Genomic DNA, 20,780 nt, shown 5'->3' with positions numbered 1-20,780 from the left:
ATGACAGTTAAGAGACTTATGAGAATTATTCCAGGATTATTTGTGACTATTAGTGTGATTTTGGGTTTAACAGTAAATAAGTGGTGGTTTGCCTTTACTTTATTTGTTGGTTTGAATCTGTTTCAATCTGGATTTACAAATTTCTGTCCATTGGAAAAAATTCTTATTAAACTTGGTATTCCGGAGGAATAAAAGGAGCCCTTTAGAGGGCTCGCTTTTTGATTTCTATGTTAACTTTTCCACCACACATATTATGCTTTTTACAAGTAATTGTTTTTAATGTATTTTATTGCTTCTTTTTTACTTTTTAAAACACCTATGACTAATTTTTCATGAACATCATTTAGTATAGTTGAAAACATTTTTTTATCTTTTATAGGTAGTTGTATCAAATCGTGTCCTGTAATTAGGTTTTTCTTTTCCCAGTGCATCAGTTTTGCAAGTTCTCTAATTCTGATAATTGTTTGATAAATATGCTCCATTGATTTTCCTTTGGTAAGGTTATCAGCCAAGGTAAAAAGAATTAGTTCTTCAAGATATGGATTATGTTTATAAATGAACTTTTTTAAAGTGTTATTTTTTGCAGTTTCAGTGGCATAAACTCTTATTTTTGTATGATATTTAATCAGAAGTAGGATTTTGTTAATATGATTTTTGTGTATAGGGTATTTGGTTAAATACTTTTTTGCTATTTTAACACTTTCCTTTTCATGTCCAATAAAGTTTTTATAATTGTTTTTTTCTCCGGTATACCCTTTTCCTACGTCATGAAACAAGGCAGTAAGTAGGAGAATATTCTTTGTTTGGTCAGAAAGATTCAATTTTTCAGCCATATATTGCATTAATTCTACTACTTTAAATGTATGTGTAAGAGCACAATCTTTATGGTATTTCCCCTGTGGTAAACCTTCTATTTTCTTAAATTCCGGGTAAAGGACAAACAGAACTTCGCTCTGTTGTAGCATTTTCAAGGCGTTGAAATTATGATTTCTTTTTAATAGTTTAATTATTTCGTCATAAATTCGTTCATTCGGTGCATTTTTAAGAAGCTCTTTTTCATGATATATTTTGTTCAAAGTTTCTGTATCAATTTGAAAACCGAGCTGTGAGGCAAACCTGTAAGCCCTTAGAATTCTTATGGGATCATCTTGAAAAACTTCTTCATACACATGTTTAATTAATTTTTTATTAATATCTGTTATATCTCCGATGATTTTGCCATTTTTATCCATTGCCAGGTTGTTAATGGTGAAATCTCTTTTTTGCAAATCATCTGATATTGTTTTACCTCTTGGCTTTGATACATCAATAACAATATTATTAACATAAAGTCTAACATTATCTTTGAAAGGGATAGCGGTAGCATTTAGTTTTTTCTTCAAAATTTTTGAAAATTCTCTGTAATCGATACCAAAAGGGACGATATCGATATCATGCGATTTGATGCCTAAAATCGCATCTCTGACACACCCTCCCACAAAATAAAAATCTATATCAAAATTTTTTGACAGTGAAATTATTTTTAAGGTTAAATTATTATTGAGGAAGTCCTTTAATCTCATTTTAGTTTTTTAAACTAAAAAGCGATTGATTTCAATGGTTGAGTATATATAATGATTTTTATGAAAATTGTGGTGATTTCGGATACGCACACAGATGATATTGATAAACTGCCATCGGCGTTGATTACGGAGTTTAACGATGCTGATGCCATTTTGCATGCTGGAGATATTGTGGGCTATAAGCTTATACATCAGATTGAGCATATAAATCCAAATGTATACGCGGTAAAAGGAAATATGGACCCGTTTTTTGATGAAAAATTATTGCCTAAAAAAAGAATATTAAAGTTTGATGAAGTTAGGGTGGGACTTATACATGGGTATGGAGCTTCTTTTGGGCTAGAAAATAGACTTTTATATGAATATGATGATGTAGATATTATAGTATATGGTCATGCACATAAACCTTTTTGGGGAGTTTTAGGGGATGTACATTTTTTAAATCCAGGTAGTCCAACAAATAATCGTTATACACCGTTTAATTCTTATGCTCTTCTTTTTATAAAAGGCAGGAATTTTAATGCAAAAATTATTCAGATTTAGGGGGTAATTAATGAGAGTAGCTGTCATTGGTGCTGGAAGTGCTGGAATGTTTGCGGCCTACAAATTGATGCAAAATAAACATATAACAATAGATATTTATGAAAAGGGTAAAAGTATAAAAGAAAGAACAAGAAAAGATGTGATGAGTGGTTTTGGTGGTGCTGGAGCTTTTTCTGATGGTAAATTAACACTTACTACAGAATTTGGTGGTTGGCTTACGGATTACATAAGTGAAACTGAGCTTGAAAAACTTATTGATGAGGCAGATGATATTTGGGTTAAGTTTAGTGGTGTTACTGAGCTTGATACAAAAAAAGATTATGAGAAGATAAAAGATCTTGAATATCAATGTAATAGAAATAAACTCAGACTTTATGCTGCTAAAATAAGACATCTTGGTACAGATAATTGTCTTTTGGCAATTAACAAAATTTTTGAACTTTTTAAAAAGTCCGAAAACGTGAATTTGTATTGTGAATCTCCTGTGATAGATCTGATTGTAGAAAAAGATGAAGCAGTAGGACTTGTTACTAAAAATGGTGAAAAAAAGTTTTACGATAAGATTATTATTGCAGTAGGTAGAAGTGGTAATGCATGGATGCAGCAAATTGCAGAAAAATACGGTATTGACTCTGATATTAATCCTGTAGATATAGGTGTAAGAGTTGAAGTGCCAAAGGCAATAACTGATCATTTTACTAACTATCTGTATGAGTTTAAAATTAAATATTACACTTCTGAATTTGAGGATGAAGTAAGGACATTTTGTGTAAATCCTGGAGGATTTGTTGCTGTAGAGCATAATGATGGAAATATTTTGACAGTGAATGGACATTCTTACAAGAACAAGAAGAGCAATAATACAAATTTTGCTCTTCTTGTTTCTACAAAGTTTACAGAACCTTTCAGAGAGCCTGTAAAGTATGGACGTTATATTGCAAATTTGGCTAATATGCTAAGTGGTGGGAGTGTTATTGTGCAGCGCTTTGGTGATCTTATAAGAGGGAGAAGGTCAACATATAAACGGATTGAGAAAAATTTTGTAATACCTACATTAAAAAATGCCATGCCTGGAGATTTGTCTTTTGTTTTACCATATAGGTATATTACTGATTTGAAAGAAACTATCTTACAGCTCGATAAAGTTATGCCAGGAATGGCTGATCCAAATACGCTGATGTATGGTGTAGAAGTAAAATTTTATTCTTTGAGAATTAAAGTTGATAATAATATGAGATCACTTAATATTAAAAACTTATATTGTGTGGGGGATGGGGCAGGCATTACAAGAGGTATTATTCAAGCTAATGCATCAGGTATCATTGCAGCTAATGATATTTTGAAAAACTAGTTTGTTTGCCACAGAAAAGTGGCAATTAAATATATTTGCTGTAAATCCTATAGGTTTTATAAACTGATGCTCCCATTTTTTGTAGAGCCAGATTCATAGGTTTGTTATCTTCTAATATCCATGATAACTCACCTTTATAAAAACCGTGTTTAAAACCGTTCTCGAATGTTTTGTAATAAAGTAGGTAATCAAGTCCTCGGTTTCTAAATTCTTTTACGATTCCAAGAGTTATCACCCTTGCGAAATCGATCTTTTTAAAGCCTGTAATAAATTTAAATATACCGAAAGGGAATAGTTTACCGTTAAGTTTTATAAGTATTTGATTGATATCTGGAAGAGCAAGAGAGAATCCTACTGGTTTATTATTATATTCAGCAATGATACATAAATCTGGTATAATGATATTTTTTAGATTTTTAGCCATAAAATCAAACTCTTCATCAGTCATTGGTACAAAACCCCAATTTTTTTCCCATGCATTATTGTATATTTCTTTTATCAGTTCTAATTCTTCGTAAAATTTTTTAATGTTTACTGAACGGAGTGTTATATTCAATCTGTTTTTTAATAAGTTGTAAGCTTTTTTTGCTCTTTCTGGGAAATCTTCCACTTCCATTTTATAAGCAAGAACATCTTTTTCTTTTTTAAAACCGCATGATTCTATTAGGTGAGGGTAATATTCATAATTATATGTCATCATTATTACAGGTGGTAAATTAAAGGAGTCTAAAAGAATACCAATTTCATGATTTGTAGAGAAATTGAAGGGACCAATAACTTTTTTTATATTTTTACTTTTTAAATAATTAAGTGTATTTTCAAAAAGCTTTCTTATTACTTCTATGTCATTGACAAAATCGATAAAACCGAAATATCCGGTTTGTTCTCCATGAAATTGTATAAAATTATGGTCAATTATAGCTGCAATACGCCCAACAATTTTTTTATTTTTGTAAGCTAAAAAAAAAGCGGTTTCTGCATGGTTAAAGAAAGGATTTTTTCTGGGATTGAAAAATTCTTTTCTTTCGATAGTCAAATGGGGCACATAATAAGGACAGCTTTTGTAAAGCTCTATTGGAAACTTAATAAATTTTAATAAATCACTTTTGTTTTTAACTTCTTTAATAATTATATCTGGCAATTTTTAAACCAGTACTCCAAGTTGTTTTGTAACTTTTTCAATCTTTTCAAGGGCAAAATCAATTTGTTCAAAGGTATGTGTAGCCATAACACTTAATCTTATAATTGCTTTACCAGGTTCAACAGCAGGGGTGACTACAGGATTTACGAACACTCCTTCGTTTAGAAGCATCATACAAACCTTAAAAACATCTAGGTCTGTGCCTATTTGTACTGGTATTATTGGGCTAACACTTTTTCCCGTATCAAGTCCCAACTCTTGTAACCCTTTGCGTAATCTATGTGTATTTGCCCAAAGTCTTTCGATTCTTTCAGGTTCGCTTTTCAATATTTCAAGAGAAGCTTTTACAGCTGCTGCATTTGCTGGGGTCATAGAAGCTGAAAAAATTAGAGCTCTCGAGCTGTGCTTTAAATAATCAATTATTTCTTTTGTTGAAGCAATGAATCCTCCTAACGATGCGAATGATTTAGAAAAGGTGCCCATAATGAGTGCTACTTCATCTGTCAATCCAAAATGATCACATGTGCCTCTTCCGTTTGTACCAAAAACTCCAATGCCATGTGCGTCATCAACCATTACTTCAGCATTATATTTTTTTGCAATTTTTATAATATTTGGCAGATCAGCAAGGTCACCTTCCATACTATATACACCATCTACAACTATGAGTTTACCTCGTTCAAATTCAACAGATGATAATTTGTTTTCAAGGGACATTATGTCATTGTGATTAAACCTTAGCATTTTCCCAAGCGTTAAACGGCACCCTTCAATTATAGAAGCATGAACTAGTTTATCAATAATTACGTATTCATTTCTTCCTACAAGAGGAGCTATTGCCCCTTGATTTGCTTGAAAACCTGTAGAATAAAGTATTGCTGCTTCTTTTCCAACAAAATTGGCTAATTCTTCTTCTAGTTCTATATGTATATCTAATGTCCCATTTAAAAATCTTGAACCAGCACATCCTGTACCATATTTTTTTATTGCATTTATAGCAGCTTCTTTAACTTTAGGATGATTTGTAAGCCCAAGATAGGAATTGGAACCTAGCATTAGAACTTTTTTACCATTGATAATTACTTCTGTATTTTGCTCTGACTCTATTACCCTAAAATAAGGGTATAACCCTAACTGTCTAACTTGCTCAGCATCCTTGAAATTGTAAACTTTATTGAATAAACTCAAAAATTCCTCCTAAATATTGGGATATATAACAAAATTATTTTTTATTGTAAAGGGGAGACATCTTTCTTAATTTATTTACACTATCTTTTATGATTTCTACTGCTTTGTCAACTTCTTCTAGAGTATTAAATCTTCCAAAGCTGAACCTCAACGCTCCATGAGCATCAACTGGATCAACATTTATGGCATAAAGTACATGAGATGCATCGACACTATCTGATGTACATGCACTTCCTGTAGAGCAACATACCTCGTTTGCATAAACTATTAAAGCTTCCCCTTCAATATATTTAAAACTTATATTTGATATGCTACATACTCTTTTTTCTCTGTCTCCATTCAAGATTGTATCAGGAATTTCACTTAAGATTCTTCTTTCAAATGTATCGCGTAATGTTTTGATGTGTTTTATATCTTTTTCTAATTCTTTTTCTATTATTTCACATGCTTTTGCTATTCCAATAATGTATGGCACATTTTCTGTGCCAGCTCTTAATCCGAATTCATGATGTCCACCATGGATAATTGGTATTAAAAATTCTTTTATTCTTTCTTCAGCATATAATACCCCAATACCTTTTGGTGCGTATATTTTGTGACCAGAGAAAGTTAATAGGTGAACGCCTAACTTAGATACATCAACAGGCATTTTACCCATTGCTTGCACAGCATCGGTATGAACAATAATTTCTTTTTCTCTGGCAATTTTTGTGATTTCTTCTAAAGGTTGAATAGTTCCGATTTCATTGTTTGCTAACATAATAGAAATTAAAATAGTATCATTCCGAATTGCCTTTTTGAGCTCATCTATATTGATAATTCCATTCTTTTCTACTGGAAGATAGGTGACTTCAAATCCTTCTTGCTCTAAATATTTGCATGTTTCTAAGACTGCTTTATGCTCAATATTGGAAGTAATGATATGCTTCCCTTTTTCACAAAGCCCATATGCTACTCCTTTTATTGCCATATTGTCTGATTCTGAACCACTTGCTGTAAATATTATTTCTTGTGGTTCAGCTTTTATACTTTTAGCAACAGTTTCTCTTGCTTTTTCAATGTCTTCTCTAATTTCTCTGCCAAGAGTATGAATACTAGATGGGTTTGCAAACTTTTCTTTAAAATATGGTTGCATAACTTCAATGACACGGGGATCCATTGGGGTTGTTGCGCTGTTATCAAAATATATGATAGACATTTACAATTCCTCCTTTTTTAAGGTGAAATTCTTGTATACTAAATCATCAAATGTAATCTTTTCTAAAAAATTATCAATTAAATTTTTTAACTCAAACCAAATCCAATTAATACCACAATTCTTGGCGTGTTCACATCCGTTTTCATCTATACAGTCTACAGGTTTAATTGGACCATCCATAATATTAACAACGTCTTTTAATGTAATTTCTGTAAGAGGTTTACTGAAAATATATCCACCGTAAATACCTCTAACTGAATCAACAATTCCTGCTTTTAAAAGTTGAGAAAAAATTCGCTCTAAATATTTTATTGAAATAGATTCCATTTCTGATATTTTTTTTAGTGAAACAGGAGTTTTGTCTCCTCCAGCTATTGCAAGAGCATAAAGAGCTCTTATGGCATATCTACTTCTTGTTGTTACTTTCATAGTATTCCACCTTTTTTTGTAATTCCTTAATTTCTTTTTCAAGCTCTATAACTCTATCGACAATGCAAGAAATAGCATTAGCAACTGGATCAGGTAATTTGTTATGATCAAAATCCAGTAGTTTTTTTTCTTTTTTTGTTACAATTCTGCCTGGTATACCGACGACAGTAGAATTTGGAGGCACTTCTTTTACAACAACTGAATTTGAACCGATTTTTGAATTTTCTCCTACTTCAAAAGGACCAAGGACTTTGGCTCCAGAGCCTATGACCACGTTATCTTTAATTGTGGGATGTCTTTTTCCTTTATTTAGACTAACTCCTCCAAGAGTAACTTGGTGGTATATTGTAACATTGTCTCCAATTTCTGCTGTTTCACCTATTACCACACCCATCCCGTGATCAATAAAAAACCTTTTGCCTATTTTTGCTCCTGGATGGATTTCTATCCCTGTTAAGAAGCGAGACAAATGCGATATAAGTCTACCCAAAAAATACATTTTGTGTGTCCAAAACCAGTGAGCAATCCTGTGCATTATAATTGCATGAAATCCTGGATAACAGAAAATAACTTCAAGGACACTTTTTGCTGCAGGATCTTTTTCAAAAATATTATTTATTTCATCTTTAAACCATTTGATTATACCCATAATGCCTACCCTGGTAGTAGTGTTTTATGCTAAAAAATAAGGGGTCTTACTGACCCCTCTTTACTTGTTTTTTAAGGACCTTCAATTGCATCAACTGGACAAACTTCTACACAAGCACCACAATCTGTGCAAGTATCTGGGTCGATTACCCTTTTACCGTCACCTTCGCTAATAGCACCTACTGGGCATTCGTCTTCGCAAGCACCACAGTTTGTGCATTCGTCAGTAATTACATGTGCCATAATGCACCTCCCTTAATTGTTATTATTTTAATAGTCATCTATTGAAATAAAGTCAATAATTTTTCATTTTAATATTGAATGACGGTTGATTTTTTAATCAAAATGTATATTCTTAACCCACAAAAAATATGGAGGAAACAATGGGGTACGAAATAAAAATGGTTAAACTTGTTAGTGGTGACACAGTCATTGGCAATTATGATGAAGAAACAAATACTTTGAAAGATATTGCTGTTGTCCAAACAATCCCTGTGGGTGGGTCTGGTATGCAAATTGCGATTTTACCATTTGGTTTTCCATTTGAAGATGAGATAGGTGGTGAAATATCATGTGATAAAATTTTGTATGAATATACTAAAATACCAGAAGAACTAAAAAATAAATATCTTGAAGCAAAAAGTAATATAAAAATTACATCAAATTTGGATGGATTGACACCGCCTTCTTCTGATAATAGTCAGAGCGGAGGTGGTTTGATTCTTTAATGGAAAGATATTGGAAGTTAATTAAAGTTGAAAGAAAATTTAAAGACCATGTTCTTAATATCGATCATAAATACTATAAATTTTTAAAAAATGGTGAGATACAACCGTTTTGTTCAATTAATACGAAAAACTGGGTTGTGGTAATTCCTGTTACAGATACTGATAAGTTTGTTTTAGTAAGGCAATTCAGGTTCGCAGTGGAAGCCACAACCTTGGAATTTCCAGGTGGTGCAATAGATTTCGATGAGCCTCATAGTTTAGCTGCAGTTAGAGAGCTTGAAGAGGAAACAGGCTACAAATCTGATGATGTAAGATATCTTGGGTTTGTTCATCCAAACCCTGCAATTCTTAGTAATAAATGCCATATTTATGTGGCTTATAATTGTAGAAATATAGGGAAAACAAGTTTTGATAAGTTTGAGGACATTGAGATTATACTGATGGATGAAACAGAGTTTAAAGAAAATTTGATAAATAATAAAATTACACATTCTATTGTGGTGGCTGCTTATACAAAGTATCTTTTAAGTAAAGATCAGTAATTGTTTTTTTTGGCGTTATTTTAGTTTTTGCAAATAATGAGTATTGAGTAGTAGGGGTGATAAGGGTTGTAAGAGTGACACTTGAAGTTTATCTCCTTAGCTTCAACCCTAACCTCGAATATTGAACCTAGAACTTTGTACCTTTAACACCCAATTATTGTTTTGTGTGACATTTTATGCATTTATCAAGATCTGCATGATAGCCATCTTTTGGCCACTTGTCATGACAGTCAAAACATCTATCACCACAACCATTGTTTGTTGTAGAAAAAATAGATAGATTGTTTGATGATGTTTTATGGCAGTTGACGCACATAGTCATTGATATGTGAACTTTATCCCCTATTAACTTTGGATGGCAAGTCATACAATCGCCAGCACAACCTGCATTGGCTTTTGAAGTATTTAAACAGAGAATGATGTATATAAATATTCCTGTACATAATCCAAAAAAAGTAACCCTTTTTCTGTTAAGCATACATTATCACCTTTTATATTTAATAATCCATTATATATAAGATCATCTATAGCACTCATTATATTTAATTCTTTAGGGATTGCAATATCTACTCCATCTATCATTCGTAATCCAAATATTAAATTTTCTATCAATTTGTTTTTGTTATGAATAAGTTCATAGTTTTCATATTGGCAAGGGTTTTGAATATACATGGAGATATTTGTGTTGTGAGACCACCTGATTCGTTTGTTTATTTTATTAACCATAGAATGTGCTGCAACTCCAATTCCTATATAATCGTGCATTTTCCAGTAGATTATATTGTGTTTGCACTGGAAACCAGGTTTTGCAAAATTTGAAATTTCATATTGTATGTAGCCTTTTTCCTGCAGTAGATTTCTTATTTTATACATTGATGTTTTTTCAACTGGGGGTGATTCTGATAGAAATAATGTATCAAAGGAGTAACTATAAGATGAAATATGATTAGGAGCTAGATTACATATCTTTTTTAATGATTTTATTATGATTTGTTCATCTAAAGTTGGAATATCATAAATAATGTCTATATTGAAGTTAAATCCCAATTTTTTTATAAAATATGTTGCTTTGTAAACATCATGTTGTGTATGAATTCTTCCTAAAAATTTCAATACGTTATTATCCATAGATTGAACACCAAGGCTAATTCTATTGATTCCACCTTCTTTTAATATTTTTAATTTTTCTAAACTGAGACTTTCAGGATTTGCTTCTAATGTAAATTCAGTGGGCATTTTTTTTAACATTAATAAGAGGTTATGTAGAAAATCGGATAATATATTAGTAGGTAAAATGGAAGGTGTACCTCCACCAATATAAATGGTGTCGAATTCATAATTTTTATATAGTTCGAACTCTTTTAAAAGTGTTTTTATATATTTTGAAATAATATCTTTATCAAAATGAGTAATGGAATAAAAACTGCAATATTTGCACTTGCTTTTACAAAATGGTATATGTATATATAGGCCTCGCATAAGCTTATTTTAACTTTTAAAATGTAAAAAGCAAATATAAAAGGGATAACTCATTGAAACTTTTAAAAAGAATCTGGCGTTATTTTGAAAAGTACACAATTTACATTATTTTATCTTTTTTATTTTCACTAATTGTAGCTGCAAGTAATGGAGCTACGGCTTATATAATTAAGCCGGCACTTGATGGTATATTTATAAATAAGGACAGAGAAAAGCTAATTTACATGCCTATTATAATCATTGCCATATATTTAATAAAAGGAACTTTCAGATTCTTACAAAACTATCTAATGCGAAAAACTGGTCAAAAAGTTGTTGAAGCTATTAGAAATGATTTATATGACAAAATCGTAATGTTGCCTCTAAAGTTTTTTTCTCAAAGTTCTACTGGTGTACTTATGTCAAGAATTACGAATGATGTAAACTTAATGCAGTCATCCATACCATCTTTTGTGACAGGGATAAGAGAGTGTTTTTCAATACTTGGGTTAGCTGCAGTTGTATTATATCAAGATCCTTACCTGGGTACATTTGCCCTTTTTGTTTTACCTATTATTGTATTGCCAATTGTGAAAATTGGAAAAAAAATAAAGAAGTACAGCAAAAAAGGGCAACATAAGATGGGGGATTTATCGTCTGTTTTACAGGAAACATTTAGTGGTATAAAGGTAGTGAAAGCTTTTGTTATGGAGGAAAGAGAAAAAGAAAAGTTTAAAAAACATAATGCTACTTTTGTTAAATATGAGATTAAGAGAATGATTTATAATGAGATTAGTTCTCCTTTGATGGAGATAATTGGAGCAATTGGTATAGCTTTAGTGGTTTATTATGGTGGATTAAAAGTTATAAACGGAGAATCTACGCCAGGTACATTTTTCTCATTTATGGCTGCAATAGCTATGATGTATGATCCATTCAAAAGAATAAACTCTGCAAACAATGCAGTTCAGGCCGCAATTGGGGCGGCTGAACGAGTTTTTGAAGTAATGGATACTCACAATGAAATATTGGAGAAAGATGGTACATTAGAGTGTGATGCAAGAAATAAAATTATCGAATTTAAAAATGTTTGTTTTAAATATGAAAACAACGAACGTTATGTGCTTGAAAATATCAATCTCAAGGTGGAGCCTGGTACAACTGTAGCTCTTGTCGGCTCAAGTGGTGCCGGCAAAAGTACATTTGTTAACCTGATTCCCAGGTTTTATGATGTAACAGATGGTGCAATATACATAGGAGGAACAGATATCAGAGAATTTAAAGTTTATTCATTAAGGAAAAATATTGGAATTGTATCCCAAGAACCATTCTTATTTAATGATACTATAAAAAACAACATAGCATATGGTGCAGGAAATATAATGGAAGAAGATATCATTAATGCTGCAAAAGCAGCTTATGCTCATGATTTTATAACAGAACTACCAAATGGTTATGATACAGTTATAGGTGAAAGAGGAGTAAGACTATCAGGGGGGCAACGTCAACGAATAACTATTGCAAGAGCGTTGATAAAAAATCCACCTATTTTGATACTGGACGAAGCCACTAGCGCTTTGGATACAGAAGCAGAGAAGATTGTGCAGAAAGCCCTTGAAAACCTTATGAAAGGAAGAACAAGCTTTGTAATTGCCCACAGACTGTCAACGATATTGAATGCGGATATAATAGTTGTTTTAAAAGATGGTAAAATCGAAGCCACAGGAACGCATACAGAATTATTGGAAAAATCCCCTACATATAAAAAACTTTATCGGATGCAATTTCAAGATGGTGAATAATATATGAGGATTCTTCATATAGATACAGGTAAAGAATGGCGCGGCGGACAGAGACAAACGCTTTTGCTTCATGAAGGGCTTATTAAAAAGGGGATTGAAAGCTATTTAGCTGCTAACACTGAAGGGATATTGATAAAAAGATGTAGTAAAAATTGTATCGAATATGAATTTAAAGGTGAAATAAACCCGAAGAGTATAGTAAATCTGCTTAAAATAGTTGATAAGGTAAAGCCCGATATCATTCACTCTCACGATGCTCATTCATTGACTCCTGCGATATTTGCTAAGATGTTAAAAAAAAATTTTAGACTTATTCATACAAGAAGGGTTGATTTTACCATAAAGAAAAATTTATTAAGCGTATTTAAATATAAAAACAGATATGTGGATAAGATTGTTGCTATTTCATATGCAATAAAAGATATTCTAGTAAAAGATGGGATTTCTGATGATAAAATTAATGTTATTTATAGCGGTGTTGATTTTAAAAATCCAGATGATTATGAATGTCCAGATGATGTGAGGGAACTTTTATCTGAGGATCATATTGTTCTTGGATGTGTTGCAAATTTTGCTGGTCATAAGGATCATAAAACTCTTTTAAAAGCATTTGATATAGTTTTTCAACATCATAAAAACGTAAAACTGTTGCTTGTGGGTGATGGCCCTTTATTTGATGAAACGATCAACTTTGCTAAAACACTTAAATCATATCCAAACATGATTTTCTCAGGGTTCCAAGATGATATATACTCATATTTAAAATGCATGGATGTATTTCTTATGACATCCAAAGAAGAAGGATTATGCACATCAATCATTGATGCTCTGAACTTCGAAATTCCGGTTGTTGCTACTAAAGCAGGCGGAATAACTGAAATTATAAAGAATGAATATAACGGCTTGCTCTGTGAAATTCAAAATCCTAAAGATATAGCTTCAAAAATTCTCTCTCTTATTGAAAATAAACACCTATATAGAACAATCAAAAGTAATACAAAAAAATCAGCGCTAAAATTTAGCAGTAAAAATATGGTAAGCAAGTACATTACCCTTTACAATAAACTAATGTTTGAGACATAATAAGTTTGTATGAAACTGAAAATTTCGGCAACGATTATAACATTGAATGAAGAAAAAAACATAGAAAGGTGCCTCAAATCCCTTGATTTTGTTGATGAGATTATAGTTGTAGATTCAGGGAGTAATGACAAAACTGTTGAAATTGCTAGAAAATATACAGATAAAGTTTTTTATAGAAAATTTGAAGGTTATGGCAATCAAAAAAATTATGCTCAGTCTCTTGCCAAGCATGATATAATTTTCTCTATTGACGCAGATGAAGAAGTATCAGAAGAACTAAGAAGTTATTTAATAAGCAATTATCATTTGATATTCGAAAGGAAATATCAAGCTTTTGCTATTCCAAGAAGAACATTTTATTTAGGAAAATTTATCAAAAATAGTGGGTGGTATCCTGATTATAAAACTAGACTATATAGAAAAGATCAATGCAGTTGGGACGAAAAAGCTGTGCATGAACAGCTTATAGTTGATGGTACTATATTGAAAGTACCTCTAAATAAGGATTTATATCATTATCCGTATAAATCGATGTATGACCATATAAACAAACTAAATAAATATACTGAATTATCAATTATAGATAAGAAAGATCTTAAAATCGTTAAAATATTTCTGTACATTCTTTTTAAACCTTTATTTAAATTCCTAAAAATGTTTGTCTTAAAAAAGGGTTTTCTTGAGGGGTATAGAGGTTTCATCATTGCAATAATAGGGAGCTTTTATGAGTTTTTAAAATATGCAAAACTTATTGAAAGGAGATTACATGATAGAATTTTTCATTAAATCATTTGCACTTTCACATTTTATATCAATTAGTTTAACTCAAGTAATTTTTGCTTTTTTAACAATTCTATTAATTTATAATATTATTAAAAAGAGAATTTATCTGGAATGGAATATTATAATTTTATTGTTTATCCTTTATTTTATATGGATTGACATTTCTCATGTAGTAAACATTGACAGATTTAACAACTTGACTAAATTTTTTAGACATCTTTTTGGATGGTGGCATTATTTAATTTTTTATGTCACTTATCTTGTAGTAAAAAATACGGAAAGTAAATTTAGATCTATTTTAAGTTATGTTCTCATTGGTTCTACATTTGCATCGTTATACGGTGTCTATCAATTCATTGTTTTGAATCAGCGAGCCGAAGGTTTTTATTCACATTCACTAACATTTGGAAATAATTTATCTCTTATATTGATAATTCTATATGTTTTGTTAATTACCAAAACTATCACAAACAAGAGAGAATTTTTTATCTATATGCTGGCAATTATAATCAATTTAACAGGGCTCTTTGTTTCCTTATCAAGAGGACCTTTTCTTGCATTGTTAATTTCTATTTTTATATTAAACATAATAGCTTTTAAATATAAAGGATCTGTTTTTAACATTATAATAGTTGTCATTTTTTCAATTATAATTTTTTCGTCACAACCATTAAAACAAAGAGCGTATGATTTCTTTAATGATTCATGGAAAATATCAACTTCATCTTTTGGAACAAGAGTTGTTCTTTGGAAAACATCCATTGATATTATAAAAGACAATCCAATATTTGGAATAGGTTATGACATTAAGAATGAGTTCAAAAAAAGGATAAAAGTTCCAGTTTCATCTATGGCTCATTCACATAATTCTTATTTAACTGTTGCCGTTTACCACGGAGTTCCTGCATTAATAATATTGTTATTAATATTTTGTTATTTGTTCAAGTTTTTCTGGCTAAATGATAATTTGCTCGTAAAAATGAGTGGTATAGGTATTTTACTGGTATATTTATTAGAAGGGTTAACTGAAAACAATTTTGGAGATGCTGAAGTAACTATGTTATTTTGGTTCTTAACAGGTATTTTATACGCTTTACATACAAAATCAACTAACAAGGTTTGTTTATGAATGTTGTTATAATTGTTGGTGGATTACCTTTTGGAGGTATTGAAAATCTACTTTTTGAAATCGCAAAGGAATGTCAGCATAGAAAGAACATTGATTTAACTATAATAAATATTTCAGGAACAGGAGAGAAGATTCAAGAGTTTTTAGACAATGATTTAAAGGTGATTAATTTATATAATGATAAAAGATGCTTAAAAGTTTTCAAATTATCTACTATGTTAAAATTGAGAAGTTTATTGAAAAAATTGAAGCCTGATATTGTTCATACTATGCAATTTTCAGGTGATTATTTTGGACGTTTAGCTTCAATAGGCTTGAAACACAATATAGTTACACATATACAAAGTGTTAGAATAGAGAAAAAATTTCATCGAAGAATTTTAAATAAGATTTTATCATTTAAGACAACTTGTTTTATTTCAGTATCAAAATCTGTTTATGATGTGGTTGAACAATATCACAATTTTTTTTCCAAAAAACATATAGTTCTATATAATGCTATAAATCTAGAAAAATTCCAATATAGAGAAAGAAAAATTGCAAATGAAAATAACATTAATTTATTAGCTGTTGGTAGATTAGTTTCTTTAAAAAATTTTCATCTTCTAATAAAAAGTGTGGCTAAATTGTCTAATAAATTCAAAAAAATATCATTAACTATTGTTGGCGATGGTAAAGAAAAAGTTAATTTAATGAAATTAATAAATGAACTAAAAATAGAAGATAAAGTGAAAATTACTGGATATAAAAAAAATGTTATCCCGTATTATAATGATGCTCATATATTTATTATGCCATCTGAATACGAAGGATTTGGCATAGCACATATAGAAGCCATAGCAACAGGATTACCAAGCATTATTTCAAAAAATGTGCCTTCTAAAGAGATAGCAGAAAGCTGTTCACTAATCTGCGATACTACTGTTGACAGTATTTATGAATGCATAGAAAAACTGCTCACCGACAAAAATTTGTACGAAACTCTTTCAAAAAATACAGAAAAAATCCGACATCTTTTTGACATAAAACTTTATGTAGATAAACTATTGGAAATATACAATGAATTACTCATCAAAAAATAAAATAATTATTTTTATTCGTACATTTTCAAGGTATGGTGGAGTTGAAAATTTTTGTTTCAGGTTTTACAATTACTTAAAGGGTAAAAATATAAATGTAAATATCATCTGTGGTGAAAATAAGACTGATATTAAAAATGAAGATATTATTGAAGTAAAATTATGGAAACTTGGTAGATTTCTAAAAACTTTAAGTTTCTATTTAAAATCACAAAAATATATAAAGTTTATCGATAAAAATTCTGTAACTTTAGCTTGTGGAAAAATAGCACACTGTGATTTCTACCGAACTGGGAGCAGCTCTCACATAGATTTTTTAGTAAAATCATCAGCAGGGTATCCACCATTAAAATTTATTATAAAAGCTATTAAAAGAGCACTAAATCCAGTAAATTATCTTAATCCCATTCTTGAATCAAAAATTTATAACAGTAAATACACTAAAAAAATCATTGCAATATCTACTCTTGTAGAAAATGAACTTAATAATAGATTTAAACTTCCCGAAAATAAGATTGTTGTTATCCCAAATGGTATAGACAAAACCAAATTCTCTTTAAAAAATAAAGAAAAACTTAAAAACACATTAAAAAATAAATTAGCTCTTGATGAAAGTAAAATTATCATCGGTTTCTGTTCTACCAATTTTGAGTTAAAAGGTTTGCGTTTTTTGATTTCTTCACTCCAGTTTTTGCCGAAAAATTTTGTATTACTTGTTGCAGGCGGCAGGAATCCATCCAAATACATAAAGCTTGCAAAAAAACTTGACGTTAACAAAAGAGTTTTTTTCTTAGGTAAAGTAGATAATATGCCGGAGTTTTATGCTTCATTGGATGTTTTTTGCCATCCTTCTTTTTACGATACTTTCGGAAGTGTTGTAGCAGAAGCTATTGCTATGCACATTCCAACAATTACTACCAAAAACGTTGGTGCCAAGGATTTGATAATAGAAGGAGTTAATGGGTACATTTTAGAAAAAATTAATGAAAAACTTATTGCAGAAATGATTCAGAAATGTATAAATTTAAAGCCTGAAAATTTCATTGATACGACATTGAGTGATGATGAAGTTTTTCAAAAATATTTGGATGTTTTGTTAGATGAAAATTTTAATAATTCAACTGTATCAAATAGGTGATGTAATTTTAACGACCCCAATACCACGAGAGATTAAAAAAGTTTATCCTAATGCCACTATTCATTTTCTAACAACTGATATGTGTTATGATATTATAAAAAATAATATTTATATTGATAATATTTTAACTATTACAAGAACTAAGAATCTTCTTTATATGATAAACACTATTAAAGAAATACGATGGCAAAAATATGATTACATATTAGACTTTCAAAACAATCCAAGAACAATGTGGATTAATCTTTTTTCAAACTCTCCAAACAGAATCACATATCACTATACAAAACGTAAACTTGCGTATAACAAATTTGCTTATCCAAATAAGACATATGCTGTTGATATAAAATTTTCTTTGTTAAAATATTTAGATATTAATAATTATAATAATAAACCAGAAATTTTTATTACTGACAAAGAAATTAAGACTGTGACAGATTACCTAAAACAAAATAATATTGAAAATTACATAACAATATCGCCCACCCACAAAAAAGAAACACGTCGCTGGCCTTTAAAATATTTTATTCAGCTTGCTCAATATGTGTATGAGCACCTAAACTTAAAAGTTATTTTTACTTACGCTCCTAATGAATATGACTATGTAAAAGAAATTCAAAAGCATTCATATTTTAATAAAGCCTTTTTCTTTACTCCAAAAATTAATTTACTTGAATTGGCTGCATTTATAAAATTAGCAAAATTTCACGTTGGAAATGATTCTGCCCCAAATCACATGGCTGTTGCTATGAATACCCCTTCATTTATTGTATTAGGGTCAACCAGTGAGGGATGGACTTATCCATCAAAAACGCATGCTTGGGTAAGAAAAAACCTTGAATGTCAGCCGTGTAAAAAAAGTAAATGTAAATTTGGAAATTCAATTCCTTGCTTGAATAACTTAACAGTTGATGAAATAAAACCAAAATTTGAAAGTTTCATAGAGGAAGTAATAAATGTTTAAAAGTGTCCCTGTGTTGTGTTACCATAAAGTTTCTTACGTTGGAGGGATAACTCCAGAACAATTTAACGAACACTTAGAGTTTTTATATCACAATAAATATACCACCATATCCGTTAATGATTTATACAATTTTATGGTATATAATAAAAGGATTCCAAAAAAATCAATTCTTATAACCTTTGATGATTGTACCCTTGATAACTGGGTTTATGCCATTCCTCTCCTAAATAAATACGGATTTAAAGGTATCTTTTTTGCAATAACGTCATTTATTGGATCAGGAGACAAAAGAAACCAATATCCATCAGACAATCTCCCGAAAATTCTAGATGCTAAAACTTCTTTTGTAAATGTTTTGAAAAAAAACGATAAATCACAATTTATGAATGAAAATGAAATTTATTCAGCCGTTTATGATTATGGGCATGAAATACATAGCCATAGTGTAAAACATCAAATGTGTTTTAAATCGCTAAAATTAATAGGCACATTTCCAGATAATTGGCACTGGGGTATATATGGAATTTATAAAGAAGTTAAATATGGAACAAAATATTTTGAAAAAGGCTCTGCCTATGCATATGATGGGTTTTGGCCTTATGAAAAAAATGGACAAATAATATACAAAAAACGAAATGCAGAGGAAAGATATAAATTCTGTCTTGATGATTTTACTAGAAGTAGACAGCATCTTGAAGAAATAATCAATAAACCTGTTGAATTTTTTTGTTGGCCATGGGGTCAATTTGATGAGGTTTCAATGAATGCATTAAAAGAATCTGGATATAAAGGAAGTTTCACACTTGAACGTTTTCCTAATTCTTACGGAACGGATCCTTTTTATATAAACAGAATAGCAATTGGAGACAAAAAGCACATAACATGGTTAAAACAAAAACTAAAGATTTATTCCAATAAAATTACCGCAACAATCTTTTTTAAAAAATTTAAAAAAGAAAAAGAGATAAACAGTATTTTATTTATTACAGACTCAAATAAATATTCTTCTGGTGGTATCAGACAACTTAGTTACAACATAGAATCATTATTTAGTAGCAATCTGAATGTTTATTTAATTTGCAAAAAAGATGCAGAAATAAGTAATCTTGTTTCCAAATATTGTAAAAAAATATATTTTACTGATTTCAGATATAAGATACTTGCAGCTTTTAAATTATTACAAGTTTGCAAAAATGAAAAAGTAGATGTTATTCATACATATCATAATAAAGGTCACAAATTAGGCTTTTGGCTAACCCTATTACATTTTCACAAAAACCGCTTGTTTGTGAATAGAGGAGTACTTAACAAACCAAATAATCTTTTTTATTATGTAAGTCCGTTAATTGATGGTTTTACTTGTAATTCAAATGCATGCAGAAATGTTCTGGCAAGCAGATTTATCAGTAAATCAAAGATTAACCTAATTTATAATCACATTAAATTAATTTCATTACCTAAAAAACAATCAGATAATGAAATCCCTCTTTTATGCTATATAGGTAATAATAATCCAGTTAAAGGCTTTGACATTTTCAATGAAATATTTTCAGAATTACGTAAACACATAAATATTAAAGCATATGCTGTTGGAATAAACAAAGACCGGTTAAAGACTTGTACACATCCTGATATAAAAATTATTCCTGAAACAAAGTACGTTTTCTCATATCTAGTTAACAGTGATATTTTCGTCCTCACATCTAGATCTGAAAGTTTCCCCAATGTTGTTTTGGAAGCAATGTTAGCAAAACTACCAATTATTGCCTCAAATGTTGGAGCTGTTCCTGAAATCATAGAGGATGGGAAAATGGGTTTTGTATGTAAAAACAATAAAGATTTTGTAAATAATATACTGCACCTTATTAGAAACAAAGAGTTAAGGATGAAAATTGGAGAGTACAATTTTAGAATTGTCAAAACAAATTTTGATATTAATTTGAAATCAGAAAAATTATTACGGGTCTATAGTGGTGAGCATTATATTGATAAAATCATAAAAGTTGAGGAGTAA

General features: G+C 30.1%; 22 protein-coding genes. 13 read left to right on the top strand and 9 right to left on the bottom strand.

Going from position 1 to position 20,780, the window contains the following annotated elements; all coding sequences use genetic code 11:
- On the top strand, positions 1 to 192 hold the full coding sequence (locus tag OWK30_RS03525) for a YgaP family membrane protein (protein WP_149266163.1): 192 nt from the start codon (positions 1 to 3) through the stop codon (positions 190 to 192).
- A 68-nt stretch (positions 193 to 260) separates the two neighbouring features.
- Here the strand turns inward: OWK30_RS03525 and OWK30_RS03520 are convergent, their stop codons facing one another.
- A complete protein-coding gene (locus OWK30_RS03520) occupies positions 261 to 1,562 on the bottom strand; it encodes a CCA tRNA nucleotidyltransferase (protein WP_423323642.1) in 1,302 nt (433 codons plus the stop codon).
- 60 nt (positions 1,563 to 1,622) lie between these two features.
- On the opposite strand from OWK30_RS03520, the gene OWK30_RS03515 reads away from it, so the two are divergent.
- A complete protein-coding gene (locus OWK30_RS03515; protein WP_423323640.1) occupies positions 1,623 to 2,105 on the top strand; it encodes a metallophosphoesterase family protein in 483 nt (160 codons plus the stop codon).
- Between the two features lie 10 nt (positions 2,106 to 2,115).
- Positions 2,116 to 3,456: an NAD(P)/FAD-dependent oxidoreductase gene (locus OWK30_RS03510; RefSeq protein WP_423323638.1), complete on the top strand. Its 1,341-nt coding sequence runs from the start codon at positions 2,116 to 2,118 to the stop codon at positions 3,454 to 3,456.
- Between the two features lie 25 nt (positions 3,457 to 3,481).
- Here the strand turns inward: OWK30_RS03510 and OWK30_RS03505 are convergent, their stop codons facing one another.
- The 6 genes from OWK30_RS03505 to OWK30_RS03480 form a co-directional block, all read right to left on the bottom strand.
- Complete coding sequence (locus OWK30_RS03505) at positions 3,482 to 4,597, bottom strand: N-acetyltransferase (RefSeq protein WP_423323636.1); 1,116 nt, start codon at positions 4,595 to 4,597, stop codon at positions 3,482 to 3,484.
- A 3-nt stretch (positions 4,598 to 4,600) separates the two neighbouring features.
- Positions 4,601 to 5,785: an aminotransferase class I/II-fold pyridoxal phosphate-dependent enzyme gene (locus OWK30_RS03500; protein ID WP_423323634.1), complete on the bottom strand. Its 1,185-nt coding sequence runs from the start codon at positions 5,783 to 5,785 to the stop codon at positions 4,601 to 4,603.
- Positions 5,786 to 5,819: 34 nt separating this feature from the next.
- On the bottom strand, positions 5,820 to 6,983 hold the full coding sequence (locus tag OWK30_RS03495) for a cysteine desulfurase family protein (protein WP_423323632.1): 1,164 nt from the start codon (positions 6,981 to 6,983) through the stop codon (positions 5,820 to 5,822).
- Positions 6,984 to 7,412 carry an RrF2 family transcriptional regulator gene (locus OWK30_RS03490; protein ID WP_423323630.1) on the bottom strand — a complete coding sequence of 143 codons (429 nt, stop codon included), beginning with the start codon at positions 7,410 to 7,412 and terminating at the stop codon, positions 6,984 to 6,986.
- Positions 7,390 to 8,061, bottom strand: coding sequence for a serine O-acetyltransferase (gene cysE, locus OWK30_RS03485; protein WP_423323629.1), 672 nt, complete (start codon positions 8,059 to 8,061; stop codon positions 7,390 to 7,392). The genes OWK30_RS03490 and cysE overlap by 23 nt, the downstream gene beginning before the upstream one ends.
- 71 nt (positions 8,062 to 8,132) lie before the next feature.
- Positions 8,133 to 8,303 (bottom strand): DUF362 domain-containing protein, encoded by a 171-nt coding sequence (locus OWK30_RS03480; RefSeq protein ID WP_149265745.1) that lies wholly within the window; start codon positions 8,301 to 8,303, stop codon positions 8,133 to 8,135.
- Between the two features lie 140 nt (positions 8,304 to 8,443).
- Here OWK30_RS03480 and OWK30_RS03475 point away from each other — a divergent pair, with 140 nt between their 5' ends.
- Positions 8,444 to 8,788, top strand: a complete 345-nt coding sequence (locus OWK30_RS03475; protein ID WP_423323627.1) for a hypothetical protein — start codon at positions 8,444 to 8,446, stop codon at positions 8,786 to 8,788.
- Positions 8,788 to 9,330, top strand: coding sequence for an NUDIX hydrolase (locus tag OWK30_RS03470; RefSeq protein ID WP_423323625.1), 543 nt, complete (start codon positions 8,788 to 8,790; stop codon positions 9,328 to 9,330). Before OWK30_RS03475 ends, OWK30_RS03470 begins: the two co-directional genes overlap by 1 nt.
- Before the next feature lie 154 nt (positions 9,331 to 9,484).
- On the opposite strand, the gene OWK30_RS03465 is transcribed toward OWK30_RS03470, so the two are convergent.
- Positions 9,485 to 9,652: a hypothetical protein gene (locus OWK30_RS03465; RefSeq protein WP_423323623.1), complete on the bottom strand. Its 168-nt coding sequence runs from the start codon at positions 9,650 to 9,652 to the stop codon at positions 9,485 to 9,487.
- 83 nt (positions 9,653 to 9,735) lie between these two features.
- Positions 9,736 to 10,809: a radical SAM family heme chaperone HemW gene (gene hemW, locus OWK30_RS03460; protein ID WP_423323622.1), complete on the bottom strand. Its 1,074-nt coding sequence runs from the start codon at positions 10,807 to 10,809 to the stop codon at positions 9,736 to 9,738.
- A gap of 53 nt (positions 10,810 to 10,862) precedes the next feature.
- Between hemW and OWK30_RS03455 the strand changes: the two genes are divergently transcribed.
- From OWK30_RS03455 to OWK30_RS03420, 8 genes are read left to right on the top strand one after another with little or no spacing between them, the layout of a single operon-like run.
- Positions 10,863 to 12,590: an ABC transporter ATP-binding protein gene (locus OWK30_RS03455; protein WP_423323620.1), complete on the top strand. Its 1,728-nt coding sequence runs from the start codon at positions 10,863 to 10,865 to the stop codon at positions 12,588 to 12,590.
- A gap of 3 nt (positions 12,591 to 12,593) precedes the next feature.
- On the top strand, positions 12,594 to 13,673 hold the full coding sequence (locus tag OWK30_RS03450) for a glycosyltransferase family 4 protein (RefSeq protein WP_423323618.1): 1,080 nt from the start codon (positions 12,594 to 12,596) through the stop codon (positions 13,671 to 13,673).
- A 9-nt stretch (positions 13,674 to 13,682) separates the two neighbouring features.
- A complete protein-coding gene (locus tag OWK30_RS03445) occupies positions 13,683 to 14,459 on the top strand; it encodes a glycosyltransferase family 2 protein (protein WP_423323616.1) in 777 nt (258 codons plus the stop codon).
- The gene (locus OWK30_RS03440) at positions 14,413 to 15,585 is read left to right on the top strand and encodes an O-antigen ligase family protein (RefSeq protein WP_423323614.1); all 1,173 of its coding nucleotides are present in this window, start codon (positions 14,413 to 14,415) and stop codon (positions 15,583 to 15,585) included. Before OWK30_RS03445 ends, OWK30_RS03440 begins: the two co-directional genes overlap by 47 nt.
- Positions 15,582 to 16,667 carry a glycosyltransferase gene (locus OWK30_RS03435; RefSeq protein WP_423323612.1) on the top strand — a complete coding sequence of 362 codons (1,086 nt, stop codon included), beginning with the start codon at positions 15,582 to 15,584 and terminating at the stop codon, positions 16,665 to 16,667. The genes OWK30_RS03440 and OWK30_RS03435 overlap by 4 nt, the downstream gene beginning before the upstream one ends.
- Positions 16,645 to 17,802, top strand: a complete 1,158-nt coding sequence (locus OWK30_RS03430) for a glycosyltransferase family 4 protein (RefSeq protein ID WP_423323610.1) — start codon at positions 16,645 to 16,647, stop codon at positions 17,800 to 17,802. The genes OWK30_RS03435 and OWK30_RS03430 overlap by 23 nt, the downstream gene beginning before the upstream one ends.
- Positions 17,765 to 18,766: a glycosyltransferase family 9 protein gene (locus OWK30_RS03425; RefSeq protein WP_423323608.1), complete on the top strand. Its 1,002-nt coding sequence runs from the start codon at positions 17,765 to 17,767 to the stop codon at positions 18,764 to 18,766. Before OWK30_RS03430 ends, OWK30_RS03425 begins: the two co-directional genes overlap by 38 nt.
- On the top strand, positions 18,759 to 20,780 hold the full coding sequence (locus OWK30_RS03420; protein ID WP_423323606.1) for a glycosyltransferase: 2,022 nt from the start codon (positions 18,759 to 18,761) through the stop codon (positions 20,778 to 20,780). Before OWK30_RS03425 ends, OWK30_RS03420 begins: the two co-directional genes overlap by 8 nt.

Source organism: Deferribacter abyssi, assembly GCF_049472655.1.
Lineage (GTDB): Bacteria > Chrysiogenota > Deferribacteres > Deferribacterales > Deferribacteraceae > Deferribacter > Deferribacter abyssi.
This window is presented reverse-complemented; position numbering and strand designations above follow the sequence as displayed.

What these genes read in the sequence shown, in the direction of transcription:
- OWK30_RS03465 (WP_423323623.1), bottom strand. Translation starts at nt 9,652, where the DNA reads ATGACTATGTGCGTCAACTGCCATAAAACATCATCAAACAATCTATCT.
- OWK30_RS03450 (WP_423323618.1), top strand. Translation starts at nt 12,594, where the DNA reads ATGAGGATTCTTCATATAGATACAGGTAAAGAATGGCGCGGCGGACAG.
- OWK30_RS03520 (WP_423323642.1), bottom strand. Translation starts at nt 1,562, where the DNA reads ATGAGATTAAAGGACTTCCTCAATAATAATTTAACCTTAAAAATAATT.
- OWK30_RS03495 (WP_423323632.1), bottom strand. Translation starts at nt 6,983, where the DNA reads ATGTCTATCATATATTTTGATAACAGCGCAACAACCCCAATGGATCCC.
- OWK30_RS03445 (WP_423323616.1), top strand. Translation starts at nt 13,683, where the DNA reads ATGAAACTGAAAATTTCGGCAACGATTATAACATTGAATGAAGAAAAA.
- OWK30_RS03425 (WP_423323608.1), top strand. Translation starts at nt 17,765, where the DNA reads ATGAAAATTTTAATAATTCAACTGTATCAAATAGGTGATGTAATTTTA.
- OWK30_RS03420 (WP_423323606.1), top strand. Translation starts at nt 18,759, where the DNA reads ATGTTTAAAAGTGTCCCTGTGTTGTGTTACCATAAAGTTTCTTACGTT.
- OWK30_RS03480 (WP_149265745.1), bottom strand. Translation starts at nt 8,303, where the DNA reads ATGGCACATGTAATTACTGACGAATGCACAAACTGTGGTGCTTGCGAA.
- OWK30_RS03475 (WP_423323627.1), top strand. Translation starts at nt 8,444, where the DNA reads ATGGGGTACGAAATAAAAATGGTTAAACTTGTTAGTGGTGACACAGTC.
- OWK30_RS03435 (WP_423323612.1), top strand. Translation starts at nt 15,582, where the DNA reads ATGAATGTTGTTATAATTGTTGGTGGATTACCTTTTGGAGGTATTGAA.
- OWK30_RS03525 (WP_149266163.1), top strand. Translation starts at nt 1, where the DNA reads ATGACAGTTAAGAGACTTATGAGAATTATTCCAGGATTATTTGTGACT.
- OWK30_RS03430 (WP_423323610.1), top strand. Translation starts at nt 16,645, where the DNA reads ATGAATTACTCATCAAAAAATAAAATAATTATTTTTATTCGTACATTT.
- hemW (WP_423323622.1), bottom strand. Translation starts at nt 10,809, where the DNA reads ATGCGAGGCCTATATATACATATACCATTTTGTAAAAGCAAGTGCAAA.
- OWK30_RS03490 (WP_423323630.1), bottom strand. Translation starts at nt 7,412, where the DNA reads ATGAAAGTAACAACAAGAAGTAGATATGCCATAAGAGCTCTTTATGCT.
- OWK30_RS03440 (WP_423323614.1), top strand. Translation starts at nt 14,413, where the DNA reads ATGCAAAACTTATTGAAAGGAGATTACATGATAGAATTTTTCATTAAA.
- cysE (WP_423323629.1), bottom strand. Translation starts at nt 8,061, where the DNA reads ATGGGTATAATCAAATGGTTTAAAGATGAAATAAATAATATTTTTGAA.
- OWK30_RS03470 (WP_423323625.1), top strand. Translation starts at nt 8,788, where the DNA reads ATGGAAAGATATTGGAAGTTAATTAAAGTTGAAAGAAAATTTAAAGAC.
- OWK30_RS03510 (WP_423323638.1), top strand. Translation starts at nt 2,116, where the DNA reads ATGAGAGTAGCTGTCATTGGTGCTGGAAGTGCTGGAATGTTTGCGGCC.
- OWK30_RS03515 (WP_423323640.1), top strand. Translation starts at nt 1,623, where the DNA reads ATGAAAATTGTGGTGATTTCGGATACGCACACAGATGATATTGATAAA.